Source organism: Micromonospora sp. KC606 (assembly GCF_004348675.1).
Classification (GTDB): Bacteria; Actinomycetota; Actinomycetes; order Mycobacteriales; family Micromonosporaceae; genus Micromonospora.
The window spans coordinates 20639-41128 of the sequence record NZ_SMKN01000007.1; the positions used below are offsets into that span (position 1 = coordinate 20639).

The following is a 20490-nucleotide window of genomic DNA, read 5'->3' on the forward strand; positions in this document are numbered from 1 at the left end:
CCTCGCTCAGCTCGTCAACGCGTCCAGCGCCAGATCAACGTCCGCCTCGGCGGTGTAGAGGTGGAACGAGGCGCGGACCCGGCCGGCACGCACCGCCGCGCGGAGCCCGGCGCGCGCCAGCTTCTCCTGCGCCCCCGGCACCTCCACCGTGACGATGGCACTGTCTCCCGGCGGCCGGCCCAGCCCGGCGAGGAAGCGGTTGGCCAGCGCCACGTCGTGGGCCCGGATCGCCGGCGGGCCGATCTCGGCGACCAGTTCCAGGGCGGGCGCGGTGCCGACCCAGCTGAACCAGGCCGGGGAGATGTCGAACCGGCGCGCGTCGTCGGCCAGCCGCAACGGCGGGCCGTAGTAGGAGGAGTGCGGGTCCGCGCCCGCGTACCAGCCGGCGGCGTCCGGGCGCATCCGCTCCCGCAGCGCCGGGGCCAGGTAGGCCAGCGCCGAGCCGCGCGGCGCCATCAGCCACTTGTACGCCCCGACCGCGACCGCGTCCACCAGGCTGCCGTCGAAGGGCAGCCAGCCGCAGGCCTGGGTGGCGTCGACCACCACCAGCGCGTCGTGCGCACGGGCGGCGGCGACGATCTTGTCGTACTCGGCGACCGTGCCGTCGGCGGACTGCACCAGGCTGAACGCGACCAGGTCGGTGCCGGCGTCGATCGCGTCGACCAGCCCCGCCAGCGGCACGGTACGCACCCGCACCCCGCGCGCCTCCTGCGCCAGCCACGGGAACAGGTTCGAGGTGAACTCGACCTCCGGCACCACCACGGTCGCCCCGGCCGGCAGGGCCGCGGCGACCGGCGCGAGCAGCTGCGACACGGTGCTGCCGACCGTGACGTCCGCCGCCGGCACACCGACCAGGCCGGCGAAGGCCGCCCGGGACCGTTCGGTCGCCTCCCCCCACACCTCCCAGGAGGTGCGCCCCACCCGCCAGTCGGCGAGGGCGTCCTGCACCGCCGTCCAGACCGGCTCGGGCGGCAGCCCGTAGCTGGCGGTGTTGAGCCAGCCGGGCTCCGGCTGCCAGAGCTTCCGTGCGTCGTCCAGTTCCATGTCGGCGACGCTATCCGGGGCGCGGGCCACCTCGAACGGCCAATCCGGGCCCCGTGGCCCACCGCTCCGCCCGGCGGCCGGGACGGGTCAGCTGACGTTGGCCGGGCCGAGGACGCTCTTGAGGTCACCCATCAGCGCGGTGGTCGGCGCCACCCGGAACGGGCCGAGCCGCAGGGTGGTGGTCTTGCCGCCGTTGAGCAGCTTGACGTGCACCTCGGTGTCGCCCGGGTGCAGCACCAGGGTTTCCTTGAGTTTCTCCACCAGCGGTGGTGTGCAGCGGTGCACGGGGATGGTGAGGGTCACCGGCTTGTTCGCCGGGTTGCTGCTGACGTCCGGCAGGGACATGTCCATCGCCATGATCCGGGGGGTGTCGTCGCGGCGGTCCACCCGCCCCTTCACCACCACGATGGCGTCCTCGGCGATGTACTGCCCGATCACCTCGTAGGTGTTCGGGAAGAACAGCGTCTCCACCCCACCGGCCAGATCCTCCAGCGTGGCCGAGGCCCAGGCGCGGCCCTGCTTGGTGACCCGGCGCTGCACGCCGGAGAGAATGCCGGCCAGGGTGACCACCGCGCCGTCCGGGACCGTGCCCTCTTCGGACAGGGCGGCGATGGTGCAGTCCGCCGCCGCGCCGAGCACGTGCTCCAGGCCGAAGAGCGGATGGTCGGAGACGTACAGGCCGAGCATCTCGCGCTCGAAGGCGAGCTTGTCCCGCTTGTCCCACTCGCTCTCGCCGATGGTGGGCATGACGGTGGTGCTGCCCCCGGTGTCGGCGTCACCGAAGCCGGCGCCGAAGAGGTCGTACTGGCCGACGGCCTCCTTGCGCTTGACGTCGGCGAAGGCGTCGATGGCGTCGGCGTGCACGGCGAGCAGGCCCTTGCGGGTGTGACCCAGGGAGTCGAACGCGCCCGCCTTGATCAGGGATTCGATGGTCTTCTTGTTGCAGACCACCGCGTCGACCTTGGACAGGAAGTCGTAGAAGTCGGCGTACTCGCCCTTCTCCTCCCGGCACCGCATGATCGCCGCCACCACGTTCGCGCCGACGTTGCGCACCGCCGCCAGACCGAACCGGATGTCCCGACCGACCGGGGTGAACGGGCCGGCCGAGGTGTTGACGTCCGGCGGCAGGACCTGGATGCGCATCCGCCGGCACTCCGACAGGTAGAGCGCCATCTTGTCCTTGTCGTCACCGACCGAGGTGAGCAGCCCCGCCATGTACTCGGCCGGGTAGTGCGCCTTCAGGTAGGCCGTCCAGTACGACACCAGGCCGTACGCGGCGGAGTGCGCCTTGTTGAAGGCGTACCCGGCGAACGGGACCAGGACGTCCCACACCGCCTGGATGGCCTCGTCGGAGTAGCCGCGCTCGCGGCAGCCGTCCCGGAACGGGATGAACTCCTTGTCGAGGATCTCCTTCTTCTTCTTGCCCATCGCCCGGCGCAGCAGGTCGGCCTGGCCGAGGCTGTAGCCGGCGAGGATCTGGGCGGCCCGCTGCACCTGCTCCTGGTAGACGATCAGGCCGTGGGTGGGGGCGAGGATCTCCCGCAGCGGCTCCTCCAGCTCCGGGTGGATCGGGGTGATCTCCTGGAGGCCGTTCTTGCGTAGCGCGTAGTTGGTGTGTGAGTCCACGCCCATCGGGCCGGGCCGGTACAGCGCCAGGACGGCGGAGATGTCCTCGAAGTTGTCCGGTTTCATCAGCCGCAGCAGCGAGCGCATGGGCCCGCCGTCGAGCTGGAACACGCCGAGGGTGTCGCCCCGGCCCAGCAGTTCGTACGCGGCCCTGTCGTCCAGTTGCAGGGCCAGCAGGTCCAGTTCCTTGCCGTGGTTCAGCTGGATGTTCTTGACCGCGTCGTCGATGATCGTCAGGTTGCGCAGGCCGAGGAAGTCCATCTTCAACAGCCCGAGCGACTCGCACGTCGGGTAGTCGAACTGGGTGATGATGACTCCGTCGGAGTCGCGGCGCATCAACGGGATGTGCTCGATGATCGGCTCGGCGGACATGATGACGCCGGCGGCGTGCACACCGGTCTGCCGGATCAGGCCCTCGATGCCCTTCGCGGTGTCGATCACCTTCTTGACGTCCGGGTCGGACTCGTACAGGCCACGGATCTCGCCGGCCTCGGCGTAGCGCGGGTGCTTCGGGTCGAAGATGCCCGACAACGGGATGTCCTTGCCCATCACCGCCGGCGGCATCGCCTTGGTGATCCGGTCGCCCACCGCGTACGGGAAACCGAGCACCCGGGCCGAGTCCTTGATCGCGGCCTTCGCCTTGATCGTGCCGAAGGTCGCGATCTGGGCGACCTTGTCCTCACCCCACTTGTCGGTGACATACTTGATCACCTCACCGCGCCGGCGCTCGTCGAAGTCGATGTCGACGTCGGGCATCGAGACCCGCTCGGGGTTGAGGAACCGCTCGAAGATCAGCCCGTGCGGGATCGGGTCCAGGTCGGTGATGCCCAGCGCGTACGCGACCAGCGAGCCGGCTGCCGAACCACGTCCCGGTCCGACCGCGATGCCCTGGCTCTTCGCCCACTGGATGAAGTCGGCGACCACGAGGAAGTAAGACGGAAAGCCCATCTGGGCGATGACGCCCAGCTCGTACTCGGCCTGGGCGACGTGCCCCTCCGGAATTCCGTTCGGGAAGCGGCGTTCCAGCCCTTTGAAGGTCTCCTTGCGGAACCAGGACTCCTCGGTCTCCCCGTCGGGGACGGGGAACCGGGGCATCAGGTTGTGGAACTCGAACATCCCGGCCGGGTCGACCTTCTCGGCCACCAGCAGGGTGTTGCGGCAGCCCTGCTGCCACAGCTCCGAGGAGTCGACCGCGCGCATCTGCTCGGCGCTCTTGACGAAGTAGCCGCCGCCCTCGAAACGGAACCGGTTCGGGTCGGCGATGTTGCTGCCGGTCTGCACGCAGAGCAGCACGTCGTGCGCCTCGGCCTGCGCCTCGTGCGTGTAGTGCGAGTCGTTGGTGACCACCGGCGGGATGTCGAGCTTGCGGGCGATCTCGGTGAGCCCGTCGCGGACCCGGCGCTCGATCTCCAGGCCGTGGTCCATGATCTCCAGGAAGTAGTTCTCCCTGCCGAAGATGTCCTGGTACGCGGCGGCGGCCTTGAGCGCCTCGTCGAACTGACCCAGCCGCAGCCGGGTCTGCACCGCGCCGGAGGGGCAGCCGGTGGTGGCCATGATGCCCTCGGCGTACTCGGCGATCAGCTCCATGTCCATCCGGGGCCACTTGACGTAGTGGCCCTCCATCGAGGCGCGCGAGTTGAGGGTGAACAGGTTGTGCAGACCGGTCTTGTTCGCCGCCCACATGGTCATGTGGGTGATGGCACCGTTGCCGGAGACGTCGTCGCTCTTCTGTTCCGGCCGGCCCCACTTCACCCGCTGCTTGTGGAACCGCGACTCCGGCGCCACGTACGCCTCGACGCCGAGGATGGGCTTGACTCCGGCGGACATCGCCTGCTTGTAGAAGTCGTTCGCGCCGTGCATGTTGCCGTGGTCGGTGATCGCCACCGCCGGCATGCCGAGCCGGTTGGCCTCGGCGAAGAGGTCCTTGAGCCGGGCCGCCCCGTCGAGCATCGAATACTCCGTGTGCACGTGCAGATGCGCGAACGAATCGCCCATGCGGAGCGCCCCCCGGGGTCGGATCGTGGGTGGTCGAGGTCGGTCGGCCTACCCTATCCCCGGCCCGACGGGCGTCTCCAGCAGCCGCGCGGGGCGACCCGCGGCCAGTGGTGTGGATCTCCCCCGCCATTGTGGATCCCCTCGGGTCGGCACCCCCGGGCGCCCCCGCGAGTCGGCTGCCGGACTCGATCCGCTCGCCCGGCCGGTGTCGTCGTAGCCTGGACGCCACCGCTTGCACCAGCGAACACGGGACGGCGCAATGGCCCTCGCGAACAGGATCGACGACCTGGCCGGGGCCGCGGCGCGCGGCGAGCCGGGGAGCCTGGACGCGCTGCTGGTGGCGGTCCGCCCGGAGGTGCTACGGCTGTGCGGCCGGGTGCTGCCCAACCGGGAGGACGCCGAGGAGGCCTGCCAGGACGCGCTGCTCGCGCTGGCCCGGGGCATCAGCCGGTTCGAGGGCCGGTCGTCGTTCCACACCTGGCTGTACCGACTGACGGCCAACCGGGCCCGGTCGACGTACCGGGTGCTGCGCCGGCGCTGGCAGGTGGAGGCCGGTGGGGTGCCGCTGCCGGATCCGGCGGACCCGCGGCGGACCAGCGTGGTCGCCGGCACCCGGCTGGACCTGCTCGACGCGCTCGACGGGGTCCGTCCCGAGCTGGCCGAGGCGGTGGTCCTGCGCGACATCCTCGGGCTGAGCTACCGCGAGATCGCCGACCTGCTCGGTGTGCCCGAGGGCACCGTGAAGTCACGGATCCACGAGGCCCGCCGGCAGGTTCGCCAGCGGTTGACCGGCGCCGGCGGCTGATCCGGGAGGCCGGCCCCGCCGGGGCCGACGACCGGCGGTGAGGAGTGCGCGTCGGCGCTGCGACTGACGGGCCCACGCGAAAACAGGTCGGCAACCCGACGAACCACCACGGCCCGCGCGGGGACCAACAGGACAGGGACACACCCCACTTTCGAAGGAGAGATTCCCGTGCACCGTCTTCCGTACGTCGTCGTCGCGGCCGTACTGGCCCTCGCCGGGTCCGCCCCGGCCGCCGCCCGGGTGGCATCGCCCGGCCACCACCTGCCCGACCACCCGCTCACGGCCACCGCCACGCACCCCGGCGGCACCGCCCCGACCGGCGCCGACCGCGCCGACCGCGCCGGCACCGCCGGCACCGTGGGTCACCCGCGGCCGGCCGCCGGCCAAGGAACCGACGAGGTCGACCTGATGAGCGTCTGGGGCGCCGGCCCGTTCCGGATGGGCGCGCGCCTGGACCGTCTGTCGGCCGCCGGCCTGATCGACTGGACGGCGCCCGCCTGCGCCGGCGTGGTCCGGGCCGGGGTCACCGGAACCTGGGCGGGGGTGGTCCTGCTGGCCTTCCGCAACGGACGGCTGGTGGAGATCGGCACGGCCACCGCCCCGCCCCGCTCGCCCGACGGCGCCGCCGTCGGGATGAGCTTCGCTCAGCTGGAGGAGATCTACGGTCCCCGGGGTGCGCTGATCCAGAACGACGCCGGGGACGCCAGCGCGTACCTGGTGCGGGTGGGTTCCCGGGTGGAACTGTTCACCGGCCACCCGATCCGCCCCGGAGTCGGCTACTTCCAGGTGGGTCCGGCGTCCTTCGTCGAGCGCGACTTCCGGCAGGGTCACGCCTGCTGAGACGCGGCACGGGCGTCCGGATCGATCCGGACGCCCGGTACGCCGCATCCGTCCGGATGCGGAGATGACTAAACACAACGATGTCTAGTGACGCATTAGTGTGTGGCACACACTATGGTGTGACGCATGGTCAGCGATGATGTGCTGCGGACACACCTCCAGGAGCTACGACGGGGCACCGTGGTGGTGGCGAGCCTGCTCGCCCTGCGCCGCCCCGACTACGGCTACGCGCTGCTGCAACGTCTGGCGGCGCACGGCTTCCCGGTCGACGCCAACACGCTCTACCCGCTGCTGCGCCGGCTGGAGGAGCAGGGGTTGCTGACCAGCGAGTGGAACACCGAGGAGAGCCGGCCCCGCAAGTTCTACCGCACCAGCGCCGACGGTGAAACGGTGCTGGGCCGCCTCCTCGACGACCTCGCCGCCGTGCAGACCTCCGTCACCCGACTGATCCAAGGAGTGGAGCAATGATCTCCCTGACCGACCGCTACCTCGCCGCGACCCTGCGGACGGTGCCCGCGCCGCGCCGCGCCGAGATCGCCGACGAGCTGCGCGCCTCCATCGCGGACATGATCGAGGGTCGGACCGCCGCCGGGCAGGACACCACCGCCGCCGAGAGGGAGGTGCTCACCGAACTGGGCCACCCGGACCGGCTCGCCGCCCGGTACGCCGACCGACCGCTCCAGCTCATCGGCCCGACCTACTACCTGGTCTGGTGGAGCCTGCTGCGCCGGCTGCTCACCATCATCCCGGCCCTGGTGGGGGTGGCGGTCGGCGTGCTGAAGGCCACCGTGGAAGCCCAGCCGCACGAGGCGATCGGCGCGGGCATCGCCACGGCCTTCGAGGTCGGCGTGCAGATCGTCTTCTGGGTGACGGTCAGTTTCGCGGTGCTGGAACGCACCCGGACGCCGCTGGATCTGCCGGAATGGAGCGTCGACCAACTCCCGGACGCCCCGGTCGAACGGGACGTGACGCTGACCGACACCTGCGCGTCCATCGCCTTCCTGCTGCTCACACTCGCCTTCCTGCCCTGGCAGCACTATCGGTCCTGGGTCTCCGACGCCGACGGTGACAACCTGCCGATCCTCGACCCGGCGTTGTGGACGTCCTGGCTGCCCGTGCTCGCCGCCGTGCTGGTCGCCAGCATCGGTCTCGAGATCGTGAAGCACCGCACCGGCCGGTGGACGTGGCCGCTGGTGGGCGTCAACGTCGTGCTCAACCTGGCCTTTGCGCTCCCGGTCGGCTACCTGCTGCTCACCGACCGGCTGCTCAACCCGGCCCTGGTGGAACGGTTCGCCTGGCTGCGCGAGGACGGGAACATGGACATGTCGACCAACGTCGCGGTCGTCGTCGTCGCCACCATCAGCATCTGGGACATCACCGAGAGCGTGGTCAAGGCCCGCCGGCACAACCGGTGACCGCCGTCCACGGGCCGGCCTGCAGGGTGGCATCCTCGACCCCGATGAGCACCACGACCGGCGACGAGTGGCGCCGCCCCGGCCCCACCCCCGAACAGCAGCGGCTGGACGTCTACAGCGGCCTGATCCTGACGGTGCTGGCCCTGTTCAGCCTCACCCTCGCCCGCAGCACCGGAGCGTTCCTGCTCGGCCCACCGCCGTCCGGGCCGGAGCAGGTCTTCTGGACCGTCGCGGTCACCCTGCCGCTGCTCTGGCGGCGCCGGTTCCCCACCGCGGTCATGCTCGTCGTCGCGGCCACCTTCATCGGCTCCCAGGCCCGGTCCGCTCCCGAGGTGCAGCTCTCCGGATGGGCGTTGTTCGCGGCCCTCTACACCCTCGGGGCCTGGGGCCAGAACCGGCGGACGGCGCGGCGGCTTCGGGTCGCGGTGATCGCCGTGATGTTCGTCTGGCTCGGCATCTACTACGCGGTCAGCTACAACAGCATCCCCGAGGACGCCTTCTCCGACGCGGTCGGGCCGGTGCCCCCGCTGCTGGCCCTGATCGTCACCTCGGTCCTGGCCAACGTGCTCTACTTCGGCTTCGCCTACTTCTTCGGCGAGACCTCCTGGTTGGCCGCCCGCCGCCAGCACGAACTCCAGGAGCAGGCCGAACAGCTGCGCCGCTCGCAGGCCGAGGCCCGGGAGCGGGCGGTGGTCGGCGAGCGGGTCCGCATCGCCCGGGAGCTGCACGACGTGGTCGCCCACCACGTGTCGGTGATGGGGGTGCAGGCGTCCGCCTGCCGGCGGGTGTTCGACAAGGACCCGGCCAAGGCGCTCACGGCGCTGACCTCGATCGAGGAGACCGCCCGCACCGCGGTCGACGAGCTGCGCCGCATGCTGGGCGTGCTACGCGCCTCCGACAGCGCCCCGGTCGGGCCGGAACAGGACCGGCCGGCCGCGCTGGAACAGATCGCCGGCGTGGTCGACCGGGCGCGTGAGGCCGGGTTGCGGGCCACGTTCGGGGTGTACGGGGAGCGTCCGCCGCTGCCTGAGTCCGTCTCGCAGGCCGCGTACCGGATCGTGCAGGAGGCGGTCACCAACACGGTCAAGCACGCCACCGGCGCCACGATGATCGATGTCCGCATCCGCTACTTGACGCAGGAACTGGAGGTCGACGTGACCGACGACGGACGGGCCACCCGGCCCGCCAACGCCGACGGGCTCGGCCTGATCGGCATGCGGGAACGGGTCGGCACCCACGGCGGTGTACTGGAGACCGGCCCGCGCGCCGGTGGCGGCTGGCGGGTACGAGCCCGGTTCCCGATCGCCGCGACGACGGAGCGTCCCGCGTGAGCACGCCGCACGCGGCGCCTCCGGCCGATCGGTCCGTACGGGTGCTGCTCGCCGACGACCAGCACCTCGTCCGCACCGGCTTCCGGGTCATCCTGGAGGTGGAGGACGACATCGAGGTGGTCGGTGAGGCCGCCGACGGCGAGCGGGCCGTCGCCATGACCCGGGCGCTACGTCCCGACGTGGTGCTGATGGACGTTCAGATGCCCAGCGTCGACGGCCTGGAGGCGACCCGGCGGATCACCACGGAGTTCCCCGCCGGCCCCGCGGTGCTGATCCTGACCACCTTCGACCGCGACGACTACCTCTTCGCCGCGCTGCGGGCCGGCGCGAGCGGGTTCCTGCTCAAGAACGGCACCCCGGAGGACCTGGTGGAGGCGATCCGGGTGCTGGCCCGCGGCGACGGCCTGCTCGCCCCGGAGCTGACCCGGCGGGTGATCGCCACCTTCGCCCGGCCCGGCGCCGCCGGTCCGACCGGGGCCGACGCCCAAAGGGCGCTGGCCGGCCTCACCCCCCGGGAACGGGAGGTGCTGGTGCTCGTCGCTGGCGGGGCCAGCAACGCCGAGATCGCCGCCGCGCTGCACCTGGGCGAGGCCACGGTGAAGACCCACGTCAGCCGGGTCCTGACCAAGCTGGGGCTGCGCGACCGGGTCCAGGCGGTGGTCTTCGCGTACGAACACGGGGTGGTCCGACCCGGCGGTTGAGTGGATCCGCCACGCGGCGGACGACGCAGATCCACCGCCGGACGGAGGGCGACCGGCGTCGGCCGATCTAGCGTGAACGCCGTGACCAACGTGCTCCGTCTCGACGGCGTCGACCGCAGCTTCGGCGACCGTCGGGTACTCAGGAACGTGTCGTTCGACGTGGCGGCGGGCCGGATGACCGGCTTCGTCGGCGGCAACGGCGCCGGCAAGACCACCTCCATGCGGATCATCCTCGGGTTGCTCTCCCCCGACGCCGGCCAGGTCAGCTGGCGGAACGCGCCGCTGACCCGGCAGGCCCGCCGGCGCTTCGGATACCTGCCCGAGGAGCGTGGCCTCTATCCGAAGATGAGCGCCCGGGAGCAGGTGATCTACCTGGGCCGGCTGCACGGGATGGACGCATCGGCGGCCCGGCGCGCCACCGACGCCCTGCTGGACCGGCTCGGCCTGGCCGAACGCGGCGACGACCTGCTGGAGACCCTGTCCCTGGGCAACCAGCAGCGCGCCCAGGTCGCCGCGGCGCTGGTGCACGACCCGGAGGTGCTCATCCTCGACGAGCCGTTCTCCGGGCTCGACCCGCTGGCCGTGGACACGGTCGTCGCGGTGCTGCGGGAGCGGGCCGCCGCCGGCGTGCCGGTGCTCTTCTCCAGTCACCAGCTCGACGTCGTCGAGCGGCTCTGCGACGACCTGGTGATCATCGCCGACGGCACGATCCGCGCGGCCGGCTCCCGGGAACAACTGCGGGCGACGTACACCGTGCCCCGGTACGAGCTGGTGGTGGCGACCGACGCCGGTTGGCTGCGGGACCAACCGGAGGTGACCCTGGTCGACCTCGACGGGGCGCGGGCCGTGTTCGACCTCGCCCCCGGCGCCGACGAACAGCCGGTGCTGCACGCGGCGCTGGCCCGCGGCCCGGTCCGCGCCTTCCGCCCGGTCACCCCCTCCCTCACCGAGATCTTCCGAGAGGTCACCCAGTGAGCACCACGCAGGCCACCGCCCTGGTCGCCGCCCGGGAGATCCGGGTCAAGCTGCGCGACCGCACCTTCCTGATCAGTACGCTCTTCTTCCTGCTCATCGCCGCCGCGGTGACGGTGCTGCCGCCGCTGCTCTCCGGCGGCCCGGCCAGCGTGGCGGCCACCGAGGCGAGCGCCGGGAAACTGCGGGCGGCCGGGCTCGACGTCCGGGTGGTGGCCGACGACCGGGCAGCCGAGCAGGCGGTCCGCGACGGCGACGTGGACGCCGCGGTCGTTGCCGGCCCCGTCGTGCTGGCCATGGACGAGGCCCCCGACGACGTGGTGTCGGCGTTGAGTACGGCACCGCCGGTGCGGCTGCTCGACCCCGACGCGCTGGACCCGTTGGTGGCCTTCCTGGTGCCGTTCGCCTTCGCCTTTCTCTTCTTCGTGACCTCGCAGACCTTCGGCGTGCAGATCGCGCAGAGCGTGATCGAGGAGAAGCAGACCCGGGTGGTGGAGATCCTGGTGGCGGCGGTGCCGGTCCGAGCGCTGCTGGCCGGCAAGCTGATCGCCGGCACCCTGCTGGCGTTGGGCCAGATCATCCTGGTCGCCCTCGCCGCGGTGGCGGGGATGCGGTTCACCGACACCGGCGGGCTGCTGGAACTGCTCGCCCCGGCGATCGGCTGGTTCCTGCCGTTCTTCCTGTTCGGGTTCGTGCTCGTCGCCGCCATGTGGGTGGCGGCCGGCGCCCTGGTCGCCCGGCTGGAGGACATCGGCGGCGTGTCGACCCCGGTGCAGTTGGCGGTGATGCTGCCGTTCTTCGCGGTGATCTTCTTCAACGACAACCCGGCGGCCATGACCGCGCTGTCGTACCTGCCGTTCTCCGCCCCGACGGCGATGCCGCTGCGCCTGTTCACCGGCGACGCGGCCGGCTGGGAACCGCTGGTGTCACTGGCCGTGCTGCTGGTGACGGCCGGGGCGGTGCTGGCCGCCGGGGCACGGGTCTACGAGGGTTCGCTGCTGCGGACCAACGGCCGCACCTCATTGCGGACCGCCTGGCGTTCCCGGGAGACCGTCGCCTGAGCCGAGCCGGCCGGGCCGCCAAAATCCACTCCATGTCACCGACCTGGCGGTGTCCCGATCACGCGGACACCGCCATGTCGGCGATCCGGAGGCGATCCACCCTGGCGGGATGTCAGGCGGGGACGGTGTCCCAGCCGGCGGGGAGCCTCGGCACCGGCCAGGCCGGGTCGGGCTTCCAGAAGGCCCAGTTCTCGTCCCACCAGCGCTCCCCCGCGTCCAGCAGGGCGGCGATCCGGTCGCCCTCCGCCCGGATGGCGTCGGCCATCCCCGGATAACGCCCCTCCGCCAGGCGCTGGGCGAACATCTCGACGTCCTTCCAGACATACCGGTCCGCGCCCGCGGGCCACCACAGGTCCAGCTCGTGGTCGAGGGTGTCCACCCCGATCGGGGTACGCCGCCACGGGTCCTGGAGGTTGAAGTACCAGCCGGCGAAGGCGCGGTCGGGACCGGTCCAGAACACGTCCACCGAGTGCGCCTCGCCGGGGCGCTGGAGCATCAGCTTGCCGTGACCGGACCACGCGGTGTGCCCGGCGACCTGCCAGGGATGCCGGCCGCAGGGAAAAGAGCCGTGCTCCGGGAAGCCGAACTCGGCCCCCGGCGGCAGGTAGAGGGCGAGCAGGTCGGCGGAGTCCTCGACGCAGATCGTCGGGCAGCCGAACCAGACCTCGCCGCGCAGCACCTCACGCCGGACGACCACGTCGCCGGGCGCGAACCGGTGCCCGGCGACCGCCTGACCAGCGCCGTTTCCCGCGCCACCGCTCAACTGCATCAGCCCAGCCTAATTAGGAGAGGCCCAGGGACCTAGCCGTATGCGGTGCCGGGCGGGAGCGCGTGGGCGCACGGTGGGTAAATCTGTGGTGAGTGCCGGCCGGAAGCAGCCACAGAAGGCTCGCGAGCACCCAGAGGACGAGTCCGGCGATCAACGCCCATGCCCCGTCCGGAAGCCAGATCCGCAAGGCGCGGAGGTCGTAGCCGAAGAAGCCGGGCAACAGCCAGAGCACGGCGCCGACAAGAAGGCACGCTGCGGTGGCCGCGAACCGACGCCTGCGTCCTGCCGGTCGCCACAGCGACAGCACAGCGAGCGCGAGGCCGCATGCCGCGACTGCGGTGAGGATCCACGACAGTGCGCTCAGCACGGCATCGCTGGCCGCTGGTTCTCGGTCTTCGCCTTCGAGGATGCGCCAGATGTCCCCAGCACCCGCGACGAGGGACGGTCCTCGCGCTTCGCTGTAGGCGTTGGTGAGGATGACGATGGCCCTGCCCTGGTCGGGGACGAGGTACACGTGGCTGAAGTAGCCCGGGTTCGCGCCGGTGTGGTGGACGATCGGCTTGCCGTGCAGCTCGGTCACCGACCAGCCGAGGCCGTAGTGGTGTTTGCTCGACTTGACCCATGATTGCTGGGTCTGCTCGCGAATGTCGGCTGGGATGGCGTCGCCGCGCAGTTGCGCGGTCGCGTACGTCCCGAGGTCGGTGAGGGTAGAGGTCACGCTTGCGTACGGCGTACCCGATTCGTCGAAGTCGGGGTCGTGGCGAACCGGCTGGCCCCACCAGAACCGATGTCCCGGGGGTAGGTCCTCGGCGGCTTGCTCGTCCGCCGCCGAGTCGTGCATGCCGAGCGGCTCCAGCAGGTCCGACTTGAGTACGTCGCCGTACGGTCGTCCGGTGATCGACTCGACGATCGCGCCGAGTACAAGGTAATCGGCGGAGGTGTAGGCGTACTCGTCCACGGTTCCGGAATGCTCGAGCGACTCCACGGCTCGCCGGATGGCTCCCGGCTCGTTGTCGTAGCGGTCGGCGGCGGCGATGCCGTCGGCGATGGTGAACCCAGCGGTGTGGGTGAGCAGCTGTCTGATCGTCGGGTCTCCGTCGGGCAGGAAGTCGATGTGGTCGCTGACGTGCTCGTCGAGTGCCAGCTTCCCCTGGCGTTCGAGCTGCATCACGATCGTCGCGGTCATCGACTTGGCGATCGATCCGATCAGGAACGAGGTGTCTTCCGTGATCGGATCGCCGTTTCCATCCACTCCCCGCAGGTGCTTGTGCTCGACACCGTCGGGTCCGATCACGGCTGCGGCGAGACCGGGTAGGTCGTTCTGCTCGGCGTACGCGTTCAGATACTCGTCGACCTGCGTGAACCGACCGGGCTCCGGTCCCGCAACCGCCGGGGCCGGTGCGCCCACCAGGCCGATCGACGCAGCCGTCACGCCGGCCACTAGCTTCAGCTTCACTCACGTCCCCTAAAACCATATGACCATACTGTTATCGAAAACAGTATGATCATACTTTTACTGGCGAGGCAAACGGATAGGCTCAAGGTCATGGCCAGGACTGCCGACCACGACGCTCGACGCGCTCAGATCGTCGCGGGCGTCAAGGCGCTCGCCCTCGAGGTAGGGCTCGGGCATGTGACGATCGCCGGAGTCGCTCGGTCGGCCGGCATCTCGGTCGGTCTCGTACAGCACTACTACTCCTCGAAGGAGGAACTGCTGCTCGACGCGTTCCGCTCCGTGCGTCAGGACATACTCGACCGGATCGACGCCTCGATCGTCCGCGCCGAACGGCGACACGAGCGCATCGAGCTGATGCTGCGTGACGCGCTCGAGCAGTTCCTTCCCCTGAGCCGGCAACGTACGGACGAGACGAACCTCATGCACGCGTTCGCCGGCCTCGCGTTGGAGAACCGTTCCCTGCACCCCGGACTCCGAGACGCGCACTCAGCGCACCAGACCCGGGTCGAGACCGCACTGGAGAACGGCAAGGTATGCGGCGAGGTCGAGGCGGTGACCGACTCCCGCGCAGAGGCCTACGCGTTGCTCGCCCTCACCGACGGCCTCGCCGTCCGACTCCTCACGGCCCCCGGCCGAGCGCAACGCACCTGGGCACGCCAAGCCCTCAGCCGCGAAATATCCCGCCTGTTCCCGGGTGAGTGCCGACACCACGTCGACAAAGCATGACCTCATCAGCTCGGTATGTTCATGTCGCTCGCAGCCAGGCCCGGTGTCGGGGGTGCGGAAAGCCCCGATGGGCACTGTGATTGGCCGGTTCCTGCCGTACGGCCCGCACGACCTGCCAGGCGTCGTCCGGCACGGGCACCCAGGGATACAGGTCGCGCAGCCCTTGCTCGACCCGGTCGTACGCCTTGACATCCGCGATGGCCAGGGTCTCGACGAGCACCGGGTCACAGATGGCGATCAGACCACGGGCGGCCAGGTCAGACCAGTGCGGGTCGACCTGACGACGAACCATGCGGACCAGGGCACTGGTGTCGATCAGGTACTGCACCGGTCAAGTTCGTCGAGCTGCTCGAAGTGGAACACGAACCGGCGTTCCAGCAACATCGTCCCGGCTGGCACGCCGAACATCTGAGCCAGTGCCTTGGTCGCGGGTGCCTCGCGGAACTCCTTGTCCAGGTGTTGTAGGCAGACCATGCCACCTGCTGATCGGCGGTGAACGAGGTGGTCAGCTCACCGGTGCGCACCTGCTCAAGCTCGGCACGGTAACGATCAGACCCGAGGCGACGCACAGGCATCACGGGGCGGGCATACGTGCCCCTGCCCTTCTCGGTGATCACCAGACCCTCCGCGCGCAGCAGAGCAAGCGCTTCCCGGGCGCACGCGCGACCGAGAACTCAGCCATGAGGGTCGACTCGCTGGGCAGTAGAGAGCCAGCAGGTATCGCGCCGGCCATGATGCGGCGGCGCAGTTCGTCGGCCACAATTCGGTACCGGCATGGCTCTCCGTGCGGGGTAGGCACGTCCGTCACCGTACTCCCGATCCGCACCCGCAACAGATCCCGCGCTGCCTGCAACCCCGCCGTCAACGCCCTACGCCCGACCGGATGGCCACGCCATCACCGAAGCCATCCGCCGGGCCAGCCGCACCATGACCCAGACCCTTCACCATCCTCGGACGTGGCACGAGAAAGGGAGAGCCCTCCAAGGGCTCTCCCTTTCGCTATCCGCAACGGCCCTCGATATAGGCTCCGTCGCTGGACAGTTCAGGTTCTCAGCTCAGGGCATCCGCCCGTACGCTCTCGATGAAGGTCTGCCAGGTCTGCGGAGCGAACACCAGGGCCGGCCCCTTAACGTCCTTGCTGTCACGGATGCCGACCACGCCAGGCAGATTGTCCGCCACCTCGACACAATTGCCCTGGCCTCCACTGCGGGTGCTCTTGCGCCAACGGGCGTTAGTCAGGTCATGCATAAGTTTTCTCCTTGATCTCCATTAGCAGTTCCCGAGACTCGTCCTCGGTAAGCGCGTTGCCGGCCAGAGCCGTCCACGCTTCTGCGTAGTTGCGCACCTCTTCGGTACGATCCAGATAGAGGGCTCCGGTCAGCCCTTCTTTGTAAACAGTGGTCGGCTCTGCCGACCTTGCTCCCTTGTTTGGGAATTCCAGAATGACGAAACTGCCGGCCACGGCAAAGTGAGCATGCGTCTTGCTGGACGGCACGACACGGATGCTTACGTTCGGTTCCTGAGTAGCCGCAATGAGCCGTTCCACCTGTCCCGGCATCTCCGGCATTCTCTTGTGAAGCAATCCCTCTTCAATGATGGCCTCCAAGCTTGGTGCCGCCGGAAGGTAGCGACTCAGTATGCGTTGGCGCTCCATCCGTAGGGCAACCTGTTTGCTTATTTCCGCGCTGGCGGTACCGGGCCGACTACGCGCAAGCGTGGCCGCATACTCCGGCGTTTGGAGCAGCCCAGGCACCAATGCGTGCTCGTAGGTGCGGATTCGGCTGGCTGCCGCCTCCAAACCCACGTACAACTCGAACCACCGGGGGATCACCTCACCATAAGCGTGATACCAGCCTTTGCTTTTGGACTCCCTGGCGAGACTGACAAGGACTTCCGTCATGTCAGGTGGAGCGCCATACAGCCGGCACATCTGCTCCACGTCCAGAGCACGGACGGGAGTCTGACCCGACTCGATGCGGTACATCTTGGCGCGCGACCACTCAAGATCAGACGCCGCCGCCTCCAACCCGATGCCGGCCTGCTCCCTGGCCTGCCTCAGCAGCCGGCCAAGTTCACGCCTCGGCACCGTCGATCCCGCCTCGCTCATCGGCACCATCCTCCCTGTCTCATCCTGATGCGGCATCCCGCTTGCCGTGAGACAGCTCTTGCATCATCACACGGAAAGCGCATCTCTCCGCGAACGTCTCGTGTGGAGTGTTGCACGGGGCACCGACTCTGCCGAATCGTGACAGGTAGAGAAGCTGACCGATGATCACGAAAGGGGTCTTATGTATCGGTGGAAGTGGTTTCAGCGTCGCAACGAGCCGGTCGACGTCGTGAGGCGTCCCCGATAGGGGCACCAGGGCAGGGCGTACGGACCGCACCCGGACCGGGCGGCGGGCCGGAACCAACCGACTGTGCTGACGCCGGTCGTGACCCCTGGCGACCTGCGAAGGAACTGCCGTGGGTGACTGCGGCACGGTTCCGGCTCCCCGGTGGCCCCTGATAGGAGTGGGGGACGTCCTGACGGTCCAGCCGTGGGACTACGTGTATGGCGACGTCGTGCTACGGCTCAAGGTCACTCACGTCCCGAGCAACGCGGACCTGCTCTCCCTGGAATGGGTACGCCTGTTCGGCATCGAGCTACGCCCGGACGGAAGCCCGTGGCGGGAGCGGGATGCCCTGATCCGGGTCGGGGCGATACGCGCCAACCCTCCGGCTCGAGACGGCGTGGAGAACGTGGGGCGTCTGCGGTGAAGTTCCACGCCGGGGAACTGTTCTACGTGACGCGTCAGGCGTCACCGCAGTTCGTGAAGCCGCTCTACTTCCGGCTCATCCGCGTTCTCGATCTGGTGGTGGATCTGGCTCGACGGCTACGAGCTGAACGCGGCGGGGGACGCCACCGAGCGACGGGAGATATACGTCCAGCGGGAAGGGCTCAGGAGGCTTCGCGTCATCCCTCGGCAGAACAGGCACCAGAAGGAATCATCGACATGAACGCGACAAAGGCCCTACCTCTGCCCGAGGTAGGGCCTTTTGCACAGGCAACGTCAGCCGACCGCGGCCATGACCTCGTCGGACACGTCGAAGTTCGCGTAGACGTTCTGCACGTCGTCGCTGTCCTCCAGGACGTCGATCAGCTTGAAGATCTTGCGCGCGCCCTCCTCGTCCAGCGGCACGGTGACGCTGGGGATGAGGGAGGACTCGGCGGACTCGTACTCGATGCCGGCGTCCTGCAACGCGGTACGGACGGCGATCAGGTCGCCCGGCTCGGAGACCACCTCGTACGCCTCGCCGAGATCGTTGACCTCCTCGGCGCCGGCGTCCAGGACCGCCATCATCACGTCGTCCTCGGTGGTGCCGGCCTTGGGGACGATCACCACGCCCTTGCGGGAGAACATGTACGACACCGAGCCGGCGTCGGCGAACGATCCGCCGTTGCGGGTCAGCGCGGTGCGCACCTCGGTCGCGGCGCGGTTGCGGTTGTCGGTCAGACACTCGATGAGCAGCGCGACGCCGTTCGGGCCGTACCCCTCGTACATGATGGTCTGGTAGTCGGCGCCGCCGGCCTCCAGGCCGGAGCCCCGCTTGACCGCGCGGTCGATGTTGTCGTTCGGGACCGAGTTCTTCTTGGCCTTCTGGATGGCGTCGAAGAGGGTCGGGTTACCGGCCGGGTCGCCGCCACCGGTCCGCGCCGCCACCTCGACGTTCTTGATCAGCTTGGCGAACATCTTGCCGCGCTTGGCGTCGATGACGGCCTTCTTGTGCTTGGTGGTCGCCCACTTTGAGTGGCCGGACATCTGTTACCTCCGTCGTTACCCGTCGTCCGCGTCGACCGCACCGCACGCGCCCCACTCCCGCCGGCGCACGCGGTGGGCCGGTCAGCTCTGGCGGAAGCCGTGGCGGGCAGAAGGCCTGCCGAATCTCGGCAATCCTACCGATGTCCCGCCGACGGCTGTCACGCACCGCACGTGGCCGCCGGGCCCCGGCTGACCGTACCGGGCAGACGGGACGAATGCCCGGCCGGCAGCCGTACGCCAGAGAGCCGCACGGCGGCGACGGCTTTTGCCGCGGCGCGGACCAGATGCTCAGGCCGCGGCGCGGACCAGGTCCACGAACCAGCGGTGCAGCCGCAGGTCGCCGGTGAGTTCCGGGTGGAACGAGGTGGCCACCAGGTTGCCCTGCCGGACCGCGACGATCCGGCCGGCGGCCGGGCCGTCGTCGACCCGGCCGAGCACCTCGACGCCGTCGCCGACCCGCTCCACCCACGGCGCCCGGATGAACACCGCGTGGAACGGCTCCCCCTCGACCCCCGCGACGCGCACCGGGGCCTCGAACGAGTCGACCTGCCGGCCGAATGCGTTGCGCCGCACCGTCATCTCGATGCCGGCGAAGCCGCGCTGGTCGGGCCGGCCGTCCAGAACCTGGGCAGCCAGCATGATCATGCCGGCGCAGGACCCGTAGACCGGCATGCCGCCGGCGATCCGCTTGTCGATCGGCTCGCGCATCTCGAAGATGTCGGCGAGCTTGCTGATGGTGGTGGACTCCCCGCCGGGAATCACCAGCCCGTCGACCGCGTCCAGCTCCGCCGGCCGACGCACCGGGCGGGCGTCCGCCCCGGCGCCGGCCAGGGCCGCGACGTGCTCGCGGACGTCACCCTGGAGGGCGAGCACCCCGATGACGGGCGTGTCGCTCATCGCGTCGTGACTCCTTCGTCGTGTCGTCGTCCCGCCACCTGAACCCGGCGGCGGGCGCGGGGCACGCCGGTGACGCGCCCCGCCGGACTCACCAGCCGCGCTCGGCCAGCCGGTGCGGCTGCGCGATCTCGTCGACGTTGATGCCGACCATCGCCTCACCCAGGCCCCGGGAGACCTTGGCCAGCACGTCCGGGTCGTCGTGGAAGGTGGTGGCCTTGACGATCGCGGCGGCGCGCTGGGCCGGGTTGCCGGACTTGAAGATGCCGGAGCCGACGAAGACGCCCTCGGCGCCGAGCTGCATCATCATCGCCGCGTCAGCCGGGGTGGCGATGCCGCCGGCGGTGAACAGCACCACCGGCAGCTTGCCGGTCTCGGCCACCTCCTTGACCAGCTCGTACGGCGCCTGAAGCTCCTTGGCCGCGACGAACAGCTCGTCGGTCGGCAGCGACTGCAGCCGGCGGATCTCCTGCCGGATGCTGCGCATGTGGGTGGTGGCGTTGGAGACGTCACCGGTGCCGGCCTCGCCCTTGGAACGGATCATGGCGGCCCCCTCGGTGATCCGGCGCAGCGCCTCGCCGAGGTTGGTCGCGCCGCAGACGAAGGGGACCGTGTACGCCCACTTGTCGATGTGGTTGGCGTAGTCGGCGGGGGTCAGCACCTCGGACTCGTCGATGTAGTCGACGCCGAGTGACTGGAGGATCTGCGCCTCGACGAAGTGGCCGATGCGCACCTTGGCCATGACCGGGATGGAGACGGCCTCGATGATGCCGTCGATCATGTCCGGGTCGCTCATCCGGGACACGCCGCCCTGCGCGCGGATGTCGGCGGGCACGCGCTCCAGCGCCATGACGGCGACCGCGCCGGCGTCCTCAGCGATCTTGGCCTGCTCGGGGGTGACCACGTCCATGATCACGCCGCCCTTGAGCATCTCGGCCATGCCGCGCTTGACGCGGGCGGTGCCGACGACCGGAGTGGCGCTGTTGTTCGGGGAGGTGGTTTCGGGCACGGGTCATCGCTCCTCGGACGTGCTCGGGGGTGGCTACGACTGATGC

Annotated in this window: 21 protein-coding genes and 1 pseudogene; 11 read left to right on the plus strand and 11 right to left on the minus strand. The window is 69.9% G+C overall.

What is annotated here, in order from left to right; all coding sequences use genetic code 11:
- Positions 1-6: 6 nt before the first annotated feature.
- A complete protein-coding gene (locus E1193_RS03065; RefSeq protein WP_132180012.1) occupies positions 7-1044 on the minus strand; it encodes an aminotransferase class V-fold PLP-dependent enzyme in 1038 nt (345 codons plus the stop codon).
- 87 nt (positions 1045-1131) lie between these two features.
- Positions 1132-4665 (minus strand): DNA polymerase III subunit alpha, encoded by a 3534-nt coding sequence (dnaE, locus tag E1193_RS03070; protein WP_132180014.1) that lies wholly within the window; start codon positions 4663-4665, stop codon positions 1132-1134.
- A 259-nt stretch (positions 4666-4924) separates the two neighbouring features.
- On the opposite strand from dnaE, the gene E1193_RS03075 reads away from it, so the two are divergent.
- The 8 genes from E1193_RS03075 (at position 4925) to E1193_RS03110 (ending at position 11790) form a co-directional block, all read left to right on the plus strand.
- Positions 4925-5470, plus strand: coding sequence for an RNA polymerase sigma factor (locus E1193_RS03075; RefSeq protein ID WP_132180016.1), 546 nt, complete (start codon positions 4925-4927; stop codon positions 5468-5470).
- Positions 5471-5638: 168 nt separating this feature from the next.
- Complete coding sequence (locus tag E1193_RS03080; protein ID WP_132180019.1) at positions 5639-6310, plus strand: hypothetical protein; 672 nt, start codon at positions 5639-5641, stop codon at positions 6308-6310.
- Between the two features lie 126 nt (positions 6311-6436).
- Positions 6437-6778, plus strand: coding sequence for a PadR family transcriptional regulator (locus E1193_RS03085; protein ID WP_132180021.1), 342 nt, complete (start codon positions 6437-6439; stop codon positions 6776-6778).
- Positions 6775-7725 carry a permease prefix domain 1-containing protein gene (locus E1193_RS03090; protein ID WP_132180023.1) on the plus strand — a complete coding sequence of 317 codons (951 nt, stop codon included), beginning with the start codon at positions 6775-6777 and terminating at the stop codon, positions 7723-7725. The genes E1193_RS03085 and E1193_RS03090 overlap by 4 nt, the downstream gene beginning before the upstream one ends.
- A 44-nt stretch (positions 7726-7769) precedes the next feature.
- Entirely contained in the window at positions 7770-9056 is a 1287-nt protein-coding gene (locus E1193_RS03095) for a sensor histidine kinase (protein ID WP_132180025.1), read from the plus strand.
- On the plus strand, positions 9053-9757 hold the full coding sequence (locus tag E1193_RS03100; protein ID WP_132180027.1) for a response regulator transcription factor: 705 nt from the start codon (positions 9053-9055) through the stop codon (positions 9755-9757). The genes E1193_RS03095 and E1193_RS03100 overlap by 4 nt, the downstream gene beginning before the upstream one ends.
- Before the next feature lie 81 nt (positions 9758-9838).
- Complete coding sequence (locus E1193_RS03105) at positions 9839-10732, plus strand: ATP-binding cassette domain-containing protein (RefSeq protein WP_132180029.1); 894 nt, start codon at positions 9839-9841, stop codon at positions 10730-10732.
- Positions 10729-11790 carry an ABC transporter permease gene (locus E1193_RS03110; protein WP_132180031.1) on the plus strand — a complete coding sequence of 354 codons (1062 nt, stop codon included), beginning with the start codon at positions 10729-10731 and terminating at the stop codon, positions 11788-11790. Before E1193_RS03105 ends, E1193_RS03110 begins: the two co-directional genes overlap by 4 nt.
- A 112-nt stretch (positions 11791-11902) precedes the next feature.
- Here E1193_RS03110 and E1193_RS03115 read toward each other — a convergent pair whose 3' ends face one another.
- The gene (locus tag E1193_RS03115) at positions 11903-12559 is read right to left on the minus strand and encodes a DUF402 domain-containing protein (RefSeq protein ID WP_132180033.1); all 657 of its coding nucleotides are present in this window, start codon (positions 12557-12559) and stop codon (positions 11903-11905) included.
- Between the two features lie 13 nt (positions 12560-12572).
- Entirely contained in the window at positions 12573-14015 is a 1443-nt protein-coding gene (locus E1193_RS03120; protein WP_132180035.1) for a serine hydrolase domain-containing protein, read from the minus strand.
- Positions 14016-14105: 90 nt separating this feature from the next.
- Here E1193_RS03120 and E1193_RS03125 point away from each other — a divergent pair, with 90 nt between their 5' ends.
- Positions 14106-14741, plus strand: coding sequence for a TetR/AcrR family transcriptional regulator (locus E1193_RS03125; RefSeq protein ID WP_165945616.1), 636 nt, complete (start codon positions 14106-14108; stop codon positions 14739-14741).
- Positions 14742-14760: 19 nt separating this feature from the next.
- Here the strand turns inward: E1193_RS03125 and E1193_RS03130 are convergent, their stop codons facing one another.
- From E1193_RS03130 to E1193_RS03145, 4 genes are all read right to left on the minus strand, one after another.
- Positions 14761-15069, minus strand: coding sequence for a hypothetical protein (locus E1193_RS03130; protein ID WP_132180039.1), 309 nt, complete (start codon positions 15067-15069; stop codon positions 14761-14763).
- Entirely contained in the window at positions 15057-15215 is a 159-nt protein-coding gene (locus E1193_RS31695; RefSeq protein WP_165945617.1) for a hypothetical protein, read from the minus strand. Before E1193_RS31695 ends, E1193_RS03130 begins: the two co-directional genes overlap by 13 nt.
- A 576-nt stretch (positions 15216-15791) precedes the next feature.
- A complete protein-coding gene (locus E1193_RS03140) occupies positions 15792-15989 on the minus strand; it encodes a DUF397 domain-containing protein (protein ID WP_132180043.1) in 198 nt (65 codons plus the stop codon).
- Positions 15982-16848 carry a helix-turn-helix transcriptional regulator gene (locus E1193_RS03145; RefSeq protein WP_132180045.1) on the minus strand — a complete coding sequence of 289 codons (867 nt, stop codon included), beginning with the start codon at positions 16846-16848 and terminating at the stop codon, positions 15982-15984. The genes E1193_RS03140 and E1193_RS03145 overlap by 8 nt, the downstream gene beginning before the upstream one ends.
- A gap of 404 nt (positions 16849-17252) precedes the next feature.
- Here E1193_RS03145 and E1193_RS03150 point away from each other — a divergent pair, with 404 nt between their 5' ends.
- Together E1193_RS03150 and E1193_RS32830 are read left to right on the plus strand one after the other, a co-directional pair.
- The gene (locus E1193_RS03150) at positions 17253-17498 is read left to right on the plus strand and encodes a hypothetical protein (RefSeq protein ID WP_132180047.1); all 246 of its coding nucleotides are present in this window, start codon (positions 17253-17255) and stop codon (positions 17496-17498) included.
- A pseudogene (locus E1193_RS32830) lies at positions 17495-17738 on the plus strand (hypothetical protein). Before E1193_RS03150 ends, E1193_RS32830 begins: the two are co-directional and overlap by 4 nt.
- Before the next feature lie 53 nt (positions 17739-17791).
- Here E1193_RS32830 and E1193_RS03160 read toward each other — a convergent pair.
- The 3 genes from E1193_RS03160 to pdxS all read right to left on the minus strand — a co-directional run bounded on the left by E1193_RS03160 (position 17792) and on the right by pdxS (position 20444).
- Entirely contained in the window at positions 17792-18541 is a 750-nt protein-coding gene (locus tag E1193_RS03160) for a YebC/PmpR family DNA-binding transcriptional regulator (RefSeq protein ID WP_132180049.1), read from the minus strand.
- A 288-nt stretch (positions 18542-18829) separates the two neighbouring features.
- Positions 18830-19438, minus strand: a complete 609-nt coding sequence (pdxT, locus tag E1193_RS03165; protein ID WP_132180051.1) for a pyridoxal 5'-phosphate synthase glutaminase subunit PdxT — start codon at positions 19436-19438, stop codon at positions 18830-18832.
- 88 nt (positions 19439-19526) lie between these two features.
- A complete protein-coding gene (gene pdxS / locus E1193_RS03170) occupies positions 19527-20444 on the minus strand; it encodes a pyridoxal 5'-phosphate synthase lyase subunit PdxS (RefSeq protein ID WP_132180053.1) in 918 nt (305 codons plus the stop codon).
- Positions 20445-20490: the final 46 nt, after the last annotated feature.

What these genes read in the sequence shown, in the direction of transcription:
- E1193_RS03065 (WP_132180012.1), bottom strand. Translation starts at nt 1,044, where the DNA reads ATGGAACTGGACGACGCACGGAAGCTCTGGCAGCCGGAGCCCGGCTGG.
- dnaE (WP_132180014.1), bottom strand. Translation starts at nt 4,665, where the DNA reads ATGGGCGATTCGTTCGCGCATCTGCACGTGCACACGGAGTATTCGATG.
- E1193_RS03075 (WP_132180016.1), top strand. Translation starts at nt 4,925, where the DNA reads ATGGCCCTCGCGAACAGGATCGACGACCTGGCCGGGGCCGCGGCGCGC.
- E1193_RS03085 (WP_132180021.1), top strand. Translation starts at nt 6,437, where the DNA reads ATGGTCAGCGATGATGTGCTGCGGACACACCTCCAGGAGCTACGACGG.
- E1193_RS03090 (WP_132180023.1), top strand. Translation starts at nt 6,775, where the DNA reads ATGATCTCCCTGACCGACCGCTACCTCGCCGCGACCCTGCGGACGGTG.
- E1193_RS03095 (WP_132180025.1), top strand. Translation starts at nt 7,770, where the DNA reads ATGAGCACCACGACCGGCGACGAGTGGCGCCGCCCCGGCCCCACCCCC.
- E1193_RS03115 (WP_132180033.1), bottom strand. Translation starts at nt 12,559, where the DNA reads ATGCAGTTGAGCGGTGGCGCGGGAAACGGCGCTGGTCAGGCGGTCGCC.
- E1193_RS03125 (WP_165945616.1), top strand. Translation starts at nt 14,106, where the DNA reads ATGGCCAGGACTGCCGACCACGACGCTCGACGCGCTCAGATCGTCGCG.
- E1193_RS31695 (WP_165945617.1), bottom strand. Translation starts at nt 15,215, where the DNA reads ATGGTCTGCCTACAACACCTGGACAAGGAGTTCCGCGAGGCACCCGCG.
- E1193_RS03140 (WP_132180043.1), bottom strand. Translation starts at nt 15,989, where the DNA reads ATGCATGACCTGACTAACGCCCGTTGGCGCAAGAGCACCCGCAGTGGA.
- E1193_RS03145 (WP_132180045.1), bottom strand. Translation starts at nt 16,848, where the DNA reads ATGAGCGAGGCGGGATCGACGGTGCCGAGGCGTGAACTTGGCCGGCTG.
- E1193_RS03160 (WP_132180049.1), bottom strand. Translation starts at nt 18,541, where the DNA reads ATGTCCGGCCACTCAAAGTGGGCGACCACCAAGCACAAGAAGGCCGTC.
- pdxT (WP_132180051.1), bottom strand. Translation starts at nt 19,438, where the DNA reads ATGAGCGACACGCCCGTCATCGGGGTGCTCGCCCTCCAGGGTGACGTC.